We start from the raw sequence: 12625 nt of genomic DNA on the forward strand, positions 1-12625 counted from the left end.
AGCAGCAAAACACCGACCAGAACTAGACAACAACACCGCGCAGGGGGTCAATTTTCCAGAGACCACCCGGGGTCAAAGTTCCCGAAGCGTTGACAGCGACGAGGAGCACGACCTCGGCGGCCAGCAGCAGGGCGGCGTACCAGCCGGCGCGTCGCCGGGCGGCCGCTTGTTCTCGCGCTGAGAACAGGAAGAAGCACACGAGGCTGTACACGCCGACCAGCAGGAGACCGTGCTGGATCAGCCGCGAGATCATCGGCGGCAGGCCCAACGCATGAGCGCCCTTGTCGGCCGCAGCACCGAACGGGAACGCGACGGCCAGGCACGCCACCAGCGCCGTCACACTGCGAAGGGCGGCGTTCCTCGGGTTCCGCGCCAACCTTCCGGCTAGCCAGAGCAGGAGGACAGCCGACACGATCCCATAGGCGAGAACCAGAGGCGTCACAGCCACCCCAGGCGGCCTTCGAGCGCGGCTCCCATTTTCTGGGCGGCTTCGCTCGATCTTCCGCCGGCGCCGACCTGGTCCAGGACCGACGCCCACTCCAGGATGATCGTTGCCGTCGTCTCGGCCTCGCGCTCCTGCTCGGTGTCGTACGAGGTGCGCCGCAGCGCCCGGCGAACGGCGTCCGGCTCGAGATCCGGGTAGCGCTGGCGCAAGCTGTCCGGCGACATGTCCGGGTACAGGTCGGCCAGGAGTTCGTCATCGCACGGATCGCTCTCGTGGCCGGCCAGCAAGTGGCCCAGCTCGTGCAGGATGATGTGGTTCTGGTGCGGCTTGCTGGTTTCGCGCTGGTAGAGGATGTAGTCCGCCGGGCGGGTGCTGATCCACACACCGAATGGGCCGGGCACCGGGATGGAGTGGGCCAGCAGCTTGATCGGCTTGCCGCGGCGCTCCCCGACGCGCCAGCACAGCTCGACGACGTCCAGCGGAGGCCGGATGTCCAGCTCCTTCAGCAGCCGCCGGCACCGTCGGCGCAGCAGCCGCTCGTTCACCGCTCCCCTCGCTCGCGCGCTGCCTGCTGGTCGCGGTAGACGACGTCGAGCAGGTCCATGACGAGCTGACGGCGATCCGGTGTCAGCTCGCCGGCCCGCATCGCGATTCGCTGCGCTTCCTGGTCACCGGCGTTCGCCTTGAGGCGTTGCTGTTCTGCCGCCAGCTCGCGGAGCTGCTGGTCGACGCGGTCGGTCACGTCGTCGTCGAAGAAGTAGTTGGACGGGACCCCGAAGAACTTGGCCAGCCCCTCGACGTGCTTGATCGTCGGGTTGTCCCGCTTCCGCTTGCGCAGCTGCCAGACGTACGTGCCGGAGATCTTGGTGCCGGCGGCGGTGATCGAGTCCGCGGCGAAGTCGTTGCTGTACTCCTCGCCCTCCGGCGATTTCGTGACGGCGAACAGGTGGTTCAGCTTGTCCGCGAAGTCACGTCCGCGTTCGGCCATCACCCCTCCTCAGCTCCCCTCGAAGGTACCGCTCACCAGGTGTCTTAACTGAAATTAAGACCTGATCAGGTGAATGCTCGTTCGATAGTTGAGACGCGACCTGCGGAAACTTAAGATCAACAGCCTGGGGTGATCGAACCGGGGAGGGAACGATGACTCGACCGAGCACACAGGCGATCACCGCCGAGGACGCCGAGCGCCTGCGGAAGCTGCACGACGCCAGGCAACTATTCGGCGGCGACTGGATGACGGCGATCCTGCTCGCGCTGAAGAGCGGCCCGAAACACTACACCGAGCTGCTCGATTTAGTCGGCTCGCTCAACGACGCCGCGGCGGCGAACAGCTGGTCCGGACGGCCGCGAGTGCTGCATGCCAGCGTCCTGACGCGAACGTTGAAGACGATGACGGCCGACCGCTTGATCGTCCGCGACCAGGAAGCGGGCGTGTTCCCGCCGTCGGTCATCTACTCGCTGGCGCCGGCGACACAGGAAGCGCTCGAAGCGATGCAGCCGCTCGCCGACTGGGTGAGCCAGCACGCGGACATCGTCGACCATGCACGCCATCGCCGGAGCCAGGACTCGGAAGGCACCCGGCGTTCAGCCTGATCGCGCAGAGTTTGCTCCAGCGGCCGCGAGAACGACGACAGAAGCCCGCAAGCGCGATCTACGCGCCGCAGACCTGCGGCGTACGGCGGCAGCCGGGAAGGCCGTCCGGCGCCCCGACAACCTCCTCATCGAGGACGTGGAGTTCGAACCTGGCAGTGTCGTAGCCGCCAGCCTCCCAGGCGAGGTCGCTGTCGCCGATGCGCCACTCACGGCCGGTGACTCGCTCCCTCAACAACCACGCCACTTCGACCTCCCGGAACCGCGACCTCGAACGCCGTGAACCTACCACGCGGATAGAACATGCGTTCGATCAACGCCGCGCCGGGTCAGGCTTTCGTGAGGCACTCCAGGAACGCGCCCCAAGCAGCTTGGTCCACTGAAAGCTGCCCGTCGGACGGCGCCTTCGAGTCGCGCACGCCGACGTCGTCACCGAGGCGAACCTCAACGCAGTCCTGCGTTTCAGAACTCCAGCTCGACTTGAACCAGCCGGTCGAGTTCGTCATCGCGTCGCCTCCATCAGCTCGCTCTTCACCTTCGCGATGAGCTCGAGACTCTGTTCCACGCTCATCGCCTTACTGCGCGCCGCCTCGGCCTTCTGCCGATGCACAGCGATGTCTTCCTCGGCGTAAAGCATCAGGCCGCCGCGATGCAGCTCAAGACTGATGATCGAGGGCGCCTGATCCGAGTCGAACAAGATAAACGAGCCGGCGAGAAGCGGCGTCCATCCGGCCTCGAACGGGATGATCTGCACCTTCACGTTGGGCAACTCGATCATCTCCGAGAGATAAGTCAGCTGCTCGACCCAGACGTCGCGGCCGCCGATGACATGCCTGATCGCCGCTTCACCCAGCAACACATCAAGCGTTGCCGGCGTCTTGCGGGTGATCAGATCGCGCCGACCGATCCGGATGGCCACGCGTTCGTCGATCTCGTCGGCGGGCACCTCCGCGTCCACCATGATGGCGCGGATGACCGCGCTGGTCTGCAGAACGCCAGGGATCAGCAGCGGAGCCAGGTGCGTGACGGTCGTCGCCGTCCGCTCCGCGGCCAGCAGCGCGTTCATCTGCTGCCGCCGCTCCGCCACCGTCACGGCATGCCAACGCCCGCTTTGCCCGGCATTGGTGGCCAGCGCCATCAACTCGGCGCCGGCATCGTCTCCGATGCCGAGCGCTTCGACGATCGATGCCACATCGTCCGGCTTGGGGTTGCGCTCGCCGGTTTCCCAGCGCGAGATCAGCCCGGAATCCGACTCCTTGCGACCGATGAGCACGGCCAGCTTCCGCATCGAAACTCCACGCGACTCGCGCGCCTCCTTCAGCGCGTCGCCGAGGTTCATCGGCGCCTCGCGGTGCTACCAGCCATGCAGCACATGCTAGTGCAGCTGGGGCTGACCGCAGAGGTCACCCGATTAGGTCATTGCGCAGCCATGCTACCAGCGCTGACACTTGCTACCAAGATTCGGTAGCACCGTCAGCGCCCAGCTCATGGCCCTGACAGCCTAACGGGGAGACGAGCATGCAAGGACACCGCTGGCGCGGAATACCGCTGATCGTCCCCGCACGAACTCCGGCCGGCTCGGCGACGCAGGTCACATTCGGCCTGATCGACACGGCCGACGGACCTGTCCGCGCCATCCGGGTCGGCGCCGATGGACCGCCCGCGTTCCTGCCTCGGCAGGCGATGGCGGAACTGGTCAGCCACGCCCAGGCGATGTTGATCCACGATCTGCCGGGAGACCGGAGATGACCGCCTCAGCGGCGAGATGAGAGCCGCCCCTGATCAGCCCGGTCGGTGCGCTTGCCCCCGACTCAGCGCACCGGCCGGGTGTTCAACGTTCCTTCCGATCCAGCTCGACCGCGGAGATTTCACGATGGCTACCGCACCTACGAGACGCCGGATGTCCCCACGCCTGCTGTGGGTTGCCGAGGCGTCGACCGGCACCAACCACCTCGTCACGGAAGCTGCTTTCGTCGACGGGATGCGAGCCTTCGGCTCGTACCGCGGAATCTGCGGCACTCAGTTCTCCGCTGCGCCGATGATCTCTTCTCCGCGCTGCGTGCGCCCGGCTTGCCGCGGGCGCCTCCCCGTCGACCGGACGTCCTGCCGCAGCAACCCGCGTGGCACCTCATGGTGGCGACGCCTGCGGCGGCGTGATCCCCGGAGGCACGATGACCGGCTCTGATCGTTGGAACGAAGCTGTCCTTGCCTGGGAGCGATCCAGCGCGGCCATCGACGAGTCCCGCCGCCGCGGGTGGGAATGGCGCGGAGCTCCCGCCGGTTCGACCGAGCCCGAGACGATGGTTGGCCACCGGACGACCGATGCACACCATGACGTCGTGCGCATTGAAAGGCTGGAGACCTCGGTGCGTGCGATCGGCGCCCGTTTCGCTTTGGGTGACTGGGGGAAACACGGAGCACTCCCGCTGCGGGGACCTGTCGACGGTCCACCGGAAGACGTCCTGCGTCAAGTGATGGGTTGGTCCGACGATGCGGCGCAATAAACTTTCCCGAGGTTGTGGAGCACGGTGGCGTCAACCGCAAACACCTGGCCGTCCGAAACCGACCTGTCCTTCGCAGAGCACCCGGACTACGTCCGCCTCAGCAGGGTTCTCGTCGGGCTGCGCCGACTCTCCGATCGGGACAGACCTGCCGTCACGTCCGGAACTCGCATGACCCGCGACACCCAGAAACTCGTCGACGTCCTCGAAGCGACTCAACTTCGGATTTCCCTGCTGATCATACAACTTCGAGACGGCACCGCAACCCCGGACGAGCACCATGCGCTCGCTGACGAGGTCGGCGAACTACCCGATCTGATCCGCTCCCACGGCGATGACCTCGCTGCCGGGATCATCCCGACAGCCCGCGACATGGAACGAGAATGCGCATGACCAAGGCAAACCCCTGCCTTCCCTCCTTGCTCGCCCTGAGTACTTCTCTGCGCAGTGCCCGTACCGCGGAAGGACTGGGGTTGCGCAGGCTGGCACACAAGTTGGGAATACCAGCCCAAGCTCTGTCCCTTTGGGAGACGGGTAAGCGCGCACCGGCGATCGAGGACGTGGCGCACGTCCTCGGCTTTCTCCGGGTGAGCCCTGAGGAATACGACCGCATCATGCGGCTCCGGCGGCAGCTTGAGAATCCGATTTCCATCGAAACCCTGGACGCGGGCTCGACCAGCCAGCGACGAGCCATGGAGGAGCTCGCGATGCGCACCTTCGAATGGGCGCCGCACGTGGTCCCGGAACAGCTGCAGACGCCGCACTACATCCAGGCGATCGCGCAGGGTCATGCAGTTGGGCCGGATGACCTCGATCAGGCGGTCTTCGAACACCAAGTCCGGCAGCTCGACCAGGGCTGGACCGGCCACCGCACCGTACTGGTGGGCGCTGCAGCCTTGGCCCCGGCGATCGATCCGCAGCTGCAAGCTCTTCGGGCGGCAGCCAACCTTCCCGGCCTGGTAGTCAAGATCGTCCCTCCCAGCGTCGCGAAAGCCATCGATCCCTTCACGATCTACGAAGGCCAGGGCAAGGTCTTCACCGTCGCATTGCGACACCAGGACAACATCATCTTCGTCAGCGAGCCCGACGCAGTTCAGGGCTACCGGTCGACGTTCAAGGCTCTCGAACGCGGGTCAGTCGCCTGCGCCGACTTCCGGTTTCCCTGATCGGGGTCTCGCGATGGCCGCACTGATCTACCTCGACGCGCAGACCGTTCACCCGGTCATCAACGGCGTGTGGCACCGGCTCGCGGGAGCGCTCGAACCGGCAGAAGCGATCACCACGCTGTGCGGCATCTCCGACACTCCGACGTTCATGCCGTTGAGCGAAAGGCGAAGCCACGGCATTCCCCGGCAGTGCGACGTGTGCGACACGAATTACCGACGGCGCCACGGCATCCCATCACGGCGGAACCGGCTCCACAGCCGTCGGGCCGCTCAGGAGTAAACCGTGGCCTCGAGTTGCCAGGCGTCAGCCGGCGATGCGGGCACGGGCGGCGAGGTCGCGGATACCCGAGACGGGAAGCATCATCTTCCTCTCCGAACACGAGGCGGTGCAGCGCTACCTGCTACGCGGCTGGGGCCAAGAGACCGCGCAGACGTTGCAACGCGGCTCGGCCGGCCGCGCCGATGCGAGCCATGCCGCTGCGGTCCGCGGCGCGGATCGCTCTCTGCAGCTGATGAGGCAGCCGGCGTCGTTCGGCGGTCGCGATGGCCGCGGCGAGAGCGTCCTCGGCACCCGCGCGCTCGCCGGCGGCCGCCAGAATCTCACCGGCGGTGACGCGTTCGATGACCTGCCACTGCGGTGCTACCGGCTCACCGGGGTCAGTGCCGTCGAGAGCACGAAGGGCGTCGCCCGGGCGGTTGAGCGAGAGCAACCCCCGGGCATGAATTTCGCGGAGGGTGAAGAAGTTGAGCAGCATTCCGCCGCCGGTATGGGAGTCCAGCAGCGTGCGGCAGGCGCCGATCGCTTGGGTGAACCGGTCAGGCATGGCCGCTTCCGCTGTGGCGCGGGCCAGCAGAGCGAACGCCGATCCCCGTCCGCCCGGGTCGGCGGACACAGCGACGGCGTGTTCAAGGCGGGCGACGGCGGCCGGGAGCCGCCCCGCCTTGCGCAGTTCGTTGCCGTGCATCCGCAGGGTGTCGGCAAGGAAGTGGCCGTCGCCGAGGTGGCGGGCCAGCACCAGGGCCTTGCCAGTCCAGGTCGCGGCGCCGGTCAGCCGCTCCTCGGGCAACACGGTGCCGAGCGACACGCCGAGGGCCAGCCGGGCGGAGGCCAGCAGGTGGAGGGTGTCGCGCTCGATGCGGCCGTCGGCGGCGCGGGCTTCGAGCCGGGCGACCAGCGGCCACAGCTCGTTGACCGCTTCGACGGCCCGCCCGGATCGGCGCGCGACTTCGGCCAGCCGGACGACGCTGTCGCCGAACTGCACGAGCGCGGCGAAGTCGGCGCCGTCGGGATCGGTGACGCCGAGGACGTGGTAGGGCAGGCCGAGCGCGCGGGCGATGTGCCGGCGCCCGCCGACGTCGCCGGGTGTCCGTCTGCGCGTTTCGATCATCGCGATGTACGACTTGTCGTAGCCGAGCAGGCGGGCCAGCGCTTCCTGGCTGAGGCCGTTCGCCGTCCGGTAGGCGCGCAGGATGGTCGCGAGGTCCCGGGAGGTCAGGGCTGCCGCTGCGGCCGGGTCGGACCACATCCACACGGCCGGGGCGAGCCGCGGCGGCCGTGCCGAGAGCGTCGTGGTGCCGGCCTGGCAGGTCGGGCACACCGACGTTCGCGCGTGCCGGCTCAACGCGGCGCCACAACGTTCGCAGCCGGCCATAGCCCGCTACCTCGCCGTCACCGAAGCGCGAATCCGGTCGAACCAGGTGGCGATCGAGCGCTTGTATCCCTCCGGCATCCGCAGCCCGGGCACTTCGTGCTCGGCGAATTCGGCGACCCGGCTGTGCTCATGGCTCAGGATGGGCGCCGCGGCCGAGGTGGAGGTGCAGCCGTAGGTCACGATGAACACGTCCTTGTTCGCGACAGCGATGTGGTAGACCCAGGCGTCGAGGATCTCAGCGACATCGACTGGCAGCCCGGTTTCCTCGTTAATCTCCCGCGCCACAGTCTGCTCCGGAGTCTCGCCCGGCTCGATCCGGCCGCCTGGCAGCTCCCACTCGTCGCGCTCGTTGTGGACCAGCACCACCCGGTCGTTCCTGACCAGCACGCCCTTGATCGACACCGGGAATCCAGACTCCGCCACCAGCACCAGCTCCCCTGCCGACCGACACAGCGCGTCACCGACCGTAGCAGCGCAACGTCGTCATCGGTGGACCCCAGAGGTTGACGATCTGTCAGTCGACGGCGCCCACGAACGCCCGGTCTGCTGAACAAGCCGAACGAAATGAACCGAGAGGAGATATCGGATGCTCGCGACCGTGCTGTCGGAGTGCCGCGTCGATGTGACCGCGGTCGGCGGTGCCGGCGAGCTGGCCGCGGTGCTCGCGCAGCGCGGCGTCGCGTTGTTCGATGGGGTCCGCAGCGAGCAGCAGCTGCTGCAGCTGACGGCCCGGCTAGGCCGGATCGTCCCGCACCGCGACAGCGTCCCCTCCGGGATCACGGTGCTGGCCGACCACGGCGAGACCCGCCCACGGCCCGGGCAAGCCGGGTTCAGTCGGCAGCCGCTGGCGCCGCACACCGACTGCTCCGACCGGTCCCGGCCCCCACTGCTGGTGATGGCGGTGTGCGTGCGCCCGGCCGAGCGCGGCGGCGAGTACATCCTCGTCGACGGCCAAGCCGTCCACGGCGAGCTGGCCGCCATCGCTCCCGACGCGCTCGCCGACTTCTCCATGCGGCGTGGGGCCTACTACGGAGGCTCGGCCGGAATCGTCGGCAACGTCTTCGAACCCGGCCCCGGTCATCTGGTCGGGATGAGGCTGCGGCGCGACGAGCTGGCACGCTTCGCCCCGCACACGCAGCGGTGGCTCCCGGTACTCGGGCAGGTCATCGACCGTCACGCGGTCTCGATCCCCGCGGTCACCGGTTGCGGCTACGTGATCAACAACTGGCGGTGGCTGCACGGCCGCGTCGGGTTCACCGGCCATCGGACGGTATGTCGGGTCCACCTCGACCCCCATCCAGGCTGGCGGATCCCCGCCGCATTCATCGACTCCCGGGCAGCGCCATGACTGCCCTGCGTTGGGTGTCGGACCCGCAGGACATCGCCACCGCACTCCAGCGCGGCAAGTGGATCATCGTCCCCTGGGAACGCCTCGGCCCGGACAACGACCTCCCGCACTGGCAAGCCGCGCTGCAGGAACTGTGCGAGGACTCCGGCATCGATCTGCTCTTCATCGACATCCGCCGCCGCAGCCTCACCGTCGTCGTCAACGCAGCCCTGTCCGTCCCGGCCGCCGAGCAGATCCACGCCTCGATCGCCGCTGTCGAAGACGGTCGATCCATCTGCCATCCGACCGGCTAATCATGCTGAGGAGTCATCCGTGTTGGAGCTCATCGCCAGCCCCTTCCTCGACGAGTACCTCGTCTTACGCCCCGGCAGCGAGTCAGGAATCCGGCTGCCGGTGCGGCTCTGGAAGGACCTGGCGTCCACCGCTGCCGACCACCTCTGTCCGGATTGGCTGGTCGATGCGGCGTGCCGGCGCTGGCCGGACCTGGATCTTTCCGGCCGCCAGCTGGCCGAGGTGGTTCTCGCGCGGGTCCCCTCCGGTCATGCCTACGGTCGTGCCTCCTACGAGCTGAACCTGGGCTGCAACTACGACTGCGAGCACTGCTACCTCGGCCTGAAACGCTTCGAAGGCCTGTCCTGGCCGGATCGGGAACGTCTGCTGCAGCTGCTCGCGGACGCCGGTGTGCTGTGGCTGCAGCTCACCGGCGGCGAACCGCTGATCGACAAGCTGTTCACCGCCGTCTACCAGCGAGCGTTCGAGCTGGGCATGATGCTGTCGATCTCCTCCAACCGCGCCCGCCTGGCCCAACCGGACATCCTCGAGCTGCTGACCCGCTACCGGCCGTACCGGCTCACCATCAGCGTCTACGGCGCCACCGCCGAGGCCTATGACGGGCTGACCCGCCGCCGGGGATCGTTCGCGAAGTTCTCCCGCGGCCTCGCCGCCGCCCACGAAGCCGGCCTGCCGCTGAACCTGAACCTGATCGTTACCCAGCACAACGCCCACGAGCTGGACGCGATGAAGGCTCTCGCCGAGCGCTACGAGCTGCCGCATCACGTGTTCTCGAACATGTCCCCCACTATCTACGGCGGCGCGGAAAGCCTGCCCGCGCAGTCGCAGGAGTACCTGCGCAAGCGGAAGCCGTTTACCGGCTGCAACGCCGGCCACACCTTCTTCCATGTCGATCCGCACGGCATGGCCAGCATCTGCAAGGTCGGCCGCGACCCCCAGATACCTCTCCTCGAGGAAGGCCTGGCCGGACTGGCGCAGCTGGGTGCGATCGCGGACCGGCTGCTGCTGCGCCAAGGCGGCTGCACTGGCTGCCAGCTCCAAGGCAGCTGCGGCACCTGCATGCCGCTGGTCACGCTCTACCGGAAAGCCAAAGCCCCGCTGAGCACCTACTGCCAACACTGATCAACCGAGAGGAGGGAAGACATGACCGCAGTCCTCATCCCGCTCGAACGGCGCGACGCGAGCGGCACCACCGTCCCCGTGCCGCTCACCGCCCCGCGGGGCCCGGCCGAGATCGAGTTCGTCGAGCACCTGGACGATCTCGTCGAATCGTCGAAGTGCAGCTGCAACGCCGGTGACGACAACCCGTACTAGCAGTACCTCAGCTGTCTCGGTGACCTCCGGCGTGTCCACCGGCGGGGGTCACCGGGCAGCGCCGGCCGGATGGGTAGCGTGCCGGGCATGCGATTCCGGCCACGCTGGCTGCGCCGCGTCCTGCAGGTGCCCGTCGTCCCCACCCTGGGACCGGTGCACCCGGACACGCTGCGGCCGGAGATCTTCGACGAGATCGTCGTCGCCGCGCGCACCGGCGAGATGCTGCCGTTCGATAAGGAGCGCCGCTGGTCGGCGACCAAATCCGAGACCGTCCTCGTCGACGAGATCGTCCACCGCCCCGACCTCACGATCATCCCCACGCTCAACCACCGCGGAACCGGCATGATCAAAACCCACGTCTACGGCCCTGCCAAACCCGACACCGCAGCTCTCCGCACAGCAACACGACGATGGTGCGCCGCCTACGGCGCGGCGACCGGCCGCGTGATCTGGTTCACCCCCGAGCCACCACAGACCAACACCGCCACGGGAACCCGGATCCTGCTCAAGACGCTCACCCAGGAGGACACACCTGGCACTGCCGAACGAATCCGAGAGCTCAACGCCTGCCCTCCGTCCACTCAGGACACCTTCGTCCAGCTGACCGAGCAAGTACCGGAGACCGGGCTCGGGTTTTTGTGCCGGCGCTGGCGTGCAGGCCGCGTCGACGGGCCGATCCTCGCCGCCGTCGGCGACGGCATGGTCCGCGGAGCGATCGGTCCGCTCGCCGTGCTGCCCGATCGCGACGGGACACCAGTCCTGCTGCCGCAGTACTTCGGGGTCGCTCCCGAGCACCGCGGCCACGGGCACGGCCGCGCCCTGTGGCGGGCCGCCACAGCCTGGGGCGCCCGGCACGGCGCGCACTACCAGCTGCTGCAGGCCACCATCGGAGGCGCGTCGGAATCGCTGTTCTGCTCCGAAGGGCTGACCACCCTCGGCTTCACCTGCGCGGTGGCCGCGTGAACCAGTCCGGCACAGCCGCCTCCATGGGCACCCGCGACCGCGTCACCCTCCCGCCAGTGGCCCGCGCCGCGATCGAGGCCGAACTCGGCGAGATCCGCCGAGTCGAGGCAGTAGCCAGCGGATTGAACTCCACCTTCGCCGCCGTCGTGCACACCCTCGACGCGGCGGTGTTCGTGAAGGGAATGCCCAGCGACCACCGCGGTATCCGCGGACAGCACCGCGAAGCCGCGTTCGCCCCCTACCTCACCGGGATCGCGCCGCCGCTGCGCTGGCACCTGGACGTCGCCGGCTGGGACCTGCTCGGATTCGACTACCTTCCCGGCCGCGCTGCCGACCTCTCCCCCGGCTCGCGCGATCTGGCCTCCGTAGCGCGCACCCTCGCCCGGCTCAGCGAACTCGAGCCACCGGACCTGTCACTACCCCGAATCGAACAACGCTGGACCGGCCTGGCCGACGACACCGACCTGGCTCTGCTCGCCGGCGACCACCTCCTTCACACCGACCTCAACCCCAACAACATCCTCATCAGCGACGGCCGCGCCTGGCTCGTCGACTGGGCCTGGCCCACCCTCGGCGCCGCCTGGATCGACCCCGCCTGCGCCGCGCTCTGGCTCATCGCCGAAGGCCACACCCCTGCCGCCGCAGAAGCATGGGCAAGCACTCTCCCGAGCTGGAGTCACGTGCCGGCAAACGGCCTGAACACCTTCGTCGGCGTCAACATCCGCCTCTGGACTCAGATCGCCGACAACGATCCGCAGCCGTGGAAGCTCGAAATCCGCAACGCCGCCAACCAGTGGTTGACCCACCGGAGCTCATGAATACCGCTCACGAGGACTCGCCCCGATGACCACTCCCAGCGAACCGCCGCTCCGCGTCGGCGCCCGCGTCCTGCTCCTCAACAGCGCCGATGAAGTCCTGCTCCTTCACGCCCGCGACCCCGACGATCCCGGCCACCATTGGTGGGAGCTCCCCGGTGGCGGCCAGGATCCCGGCGAGAAGCTCGAGGACACCGCGCGGCGCGAGATCGCCGAGGAAACCGGGCTGGCCCTCGACGAGATCGGCCGCAAACTCTGGACCCGCGAAAGCCGCTTCACCTACCGCGGCCGCCAACACCACCGCCTCGACCACGTCTACCTCGCCCGCACCGACCACGACGCACCACAGGTCGCCCTCCGCCACACCGCCAACGAACGCGCCGGCCTCATCGAACACCGCTGGTGGCCAGCCGCCACGCTCTCGACCTGCCGCGACAAGCTCCTCTGAGCTTCCCCCCGTTCGCCGGACACGGCGGGTGTGGGGTCAGGGCACCGAGTCTGGTGGCCTGGTGAGGGCTTCAAACGTAGCGGGACTGTGCA

Annotated in this window: 19 protein-coding genes; 12 read left to right on the plus strand and 7 right to left on the minus strand. The window is 68.1% G+C overall.

Going from position 1 to position 12625, the window contains the following annotated elements; genetic code table 11:
* Positions 1-22: 22 nt before the first annotated feature.
* From AB0F15_RS43685 to AB0F15_RS43695, 3 genes are all read right to left on the minus strand, one after another.
* Complete coding sequence (locus AB0F15_RS43685; protein ID WP_360283604.1) at positions 23-340, minus strand: hypothetical protein; 318 nt, start codon at positions 338-340, stop codon at positions 23-25.
* A gap of 98 nt (positions 341-438) precedes the next feature.
* On the minus strand, positions 439-990 hold the full coding sequence (locus tag AB0F15_RS43690) for a hypothetical protein (RefSeq protein ID WP_360283606.1): 552 nt from the start codon (positions 988-990) through the stop codon (positions 439-441).
* Entirely contained in the window at positions 987-1433 is a 447-nt protein-coding gene (locus tag AB0F15_RS43695; RefSeq protein WP_360283608.1) for an XRE family transcriptional regulator, read from the minus strand. Before AB0F15_RS43695 ends, AB0F15_RS43690 begins: the two co-directional genes overlap by 4 nt.
* A gap of 152 nt (positions 1434-1585) precedes the next feature.
* Between AB0F15_RS43695 and AB0F15_RS43700 the strand changes: the two genes are divergently transcribed.
* A complete protein-coding gene (locus AB0F15_RS43700) occupies positions 1586-2038 on the plus strand; it encodes a helix-turn-helix domain-containing protein (RefSeq protein WP_360283610.1) in 453 nt (150 codons plus the stop codon).
* A 326-nt stretch (positions 2039-2364) separates the two neighbouring features.
* On the opposite strand, the gene AB0F15_RS43705 is transcribed toward AB0F15_RS43700, so the two are convergent.
* Together AB0F15_RS43705 and AB0F15_RS43710 are read right to left on the minus strand one after the other, a co-directional pair.
* Positions 2365-2541, minus strand: a complete 177-nt coding sequence (locus AB0F15_RS43705) for a DUF397 domain-containing protein (protein WP_360283612.1) — start codon at positions 2539-2541, stop codon at positions 2365-2367.
* A complete protein-coding gene (locus tag AB0F15_RS43710) occupies positions 2538-3374 on the minus strand; it encodes a helix-turn-helix transcriptional regulator (protein ID WP_360283614.1) in 837 nt (278 codons plus the stop codon). The genes AB0F15_RS43705 and AB0F15_RS43710 overlap by 4 nt, the downstream gene beginning before the upstream one ends.
* Positions 3375-3553: 179 nt before the next feature.
* Between AB0F15_RS43710 and AB0F15_RS43715 the strand changes: the two genes are divergently transcribed.
* The 4 genes from AB0F15_RS43715 (at position 3554) to AB0F15_RS43730 (ending at position 5982) form a co-directional block, all read left to right on the plus strand.
* Entirely contained in the window at positions 3554-3784 is a 231-nt protein-coding gene (locus AB0F15_RS43715) for a hypothetical protein (protein ID WP_360283616.1), read from the plus strand.
* A gap of 923 nt (positions 3785-4707) precedes the next feature.
* Positions 4708-4929: a hypothetical protein gene (locus AB0F15_RS43720; protein ID WP_360283618.1), complete on the plus strand. Its 222-nt coding sequence runs from the start codon at positions 4708-4710 to the stop codon at positions 4927-4929.
* Positions 4920-5702: a Scr1 family TA system antitoxin-like transcriptional regulator gene (locus AB0F15_RS43725; protein WP_360283620.1), complete on the plus strand. Its 783-nt coding sequence runs from the start codon at positions 4920-4922 to the stop codon at positions 5700-5702. The genes AB0F15_RS43720 and AB0F15_RS43725 overlap by 10 nt, the downstream gene beginning before the upstream one ends.
* Positions 5703-5715: 13 nt before the next feature.
* Complete coding sequence (locus AB0F15_RS43730; RefSeq protein ID WP_360283622.1) at positions 5716-5982, plus strand: zinc finger protein; 267 nt, start codon at positions 5716-5718, stop codon at positions 5980-5982.
* A 121-nt stretch (positions 5983-6103) separates the two neighbouring features.
* Here AB0F15_RS43730 and AB0F15_RS43735 read toward each other — a convergent pair whose 3' ends face one another.
* Positions 6104-7354 carry a helix-turn-helix domain-containing protein gene (locus AB0F15_RS43735; RefSeq protein ID WP_360283624.1) on the minus strand — a complete coding sequence of 417 codons (1251 nt, stop codon included), beginning with the start codon at positions 7352-7354 and terminating at the stop codon, positions 6104-6106.
* A gap of 6 nt (positions 7355-7360) precedes the next feature.
* Entirely contained in the window at positions 7361-7783 is a 423-nt protein-coding gene (locus tag AB0F15_RS43740) for an NUDIX hydrolase (protein WP_360283626.1), read from the minus strand.
* 157 nt (positions 7784-7940) lie between these two features.
* Here AB0F15_RS43740 and AB0F15_RS43745 point away from each other — a divergent pair, with 157 nt between their 5' ends.
* From AB0F15_RS43745 to AB0F15_RS43775, 7 genes are all read left to right on the plus strand, one after another.
* Entirely contained in the window at positions 7941-8702 is a 762-nt protein-coding gene (locus tag AB0F15_RS43745) for a TauD/TfdA family dioxygenase (RefSeq protein ID WP_360283628.1), read from the plus strand.
* Positions 8699-8995, plus strand: coding sequence for a hypothetical protein (locus AB0F15_RS43750; protein ID WP_360283630.1), 297 nt, complete (start codon positions 8699-8701; stop codon positions 8993-8995). Before AB0F15_RS43745 ends, AB0F15_RS43750 begins: the two co-directional genes overlap by 4 nt.
* Positions 8996-9014: 19 nt before the next feature.
* The gene (locus AB0F15_RS43755; RefSeq protein ID WP_360283632.1) at positions 9015-10115 is read left to right on the plus strand and encodes a radical SAM protein; all 1101 of its coding nucleotides are present in this window, start codon (positions 9015-9017) and stop codon (positions 10113-10115) included.
* A 21-nt stretch (positions 10116-10136) separates the two neighbouring features.
* Complete coding sequence (locus tag AB0F15_RS43760; RefSeq protein WP_360283634.1) at positions 10137-10307, plus strand: hypothetical protein; 171 nt, start codon at positions 10137-10139, stop codon at positions 10305-10307.
* Positions 10308-10394: 87 nt separating this feature from the next.
* On the plus strand, positions 10395-11270 hold the full coding sequence (locus tag AB0F15_RS43765; protein WP_360283636.1) for a GNAT family N-acetyltransferase: 876 nt from the start codon (positions 10395-10397) through the stop codon (positions 11268-11270).
* Positions 11267-12088, plus strand: a complete 822-nt coding sequence (locus tag AB0F15_RS43770) for a hypothetical protein (protein ID WP_360283638.1) — start codon at positions 11267-11269, stop codon at positions 12086-12088. The genes AB0F15_RS43765 and AB0F15_RS43770 overlap by 4 nt, the downstream gene beginning before the upstream one ends.
* A 25-nt stretch (positions 12089-12113) precedes the next feature.
* Positions 12114-12533: an NUDIX domain-containing protein gene (locus tag AB0F15_RS43775; RefSeq protein ID WP_360283640.1), complete on the plus strand. Its 420-nt coding sequence runs from the start codon at positions 12114-12116 to the stop codon at positions 12531-12533.
* Positions 12534-12625: the final 92 nt, after the last annotated feature.

It is taken from the genome of Amycolatopsis sp. NPDC026612 (assembly GCF_040638285.1).
GTDB lineage: Bacteria > Actinomycetota > Actinomycetes > Mycobacteriales > Pseudonocardiaceae > Amycolatopsis.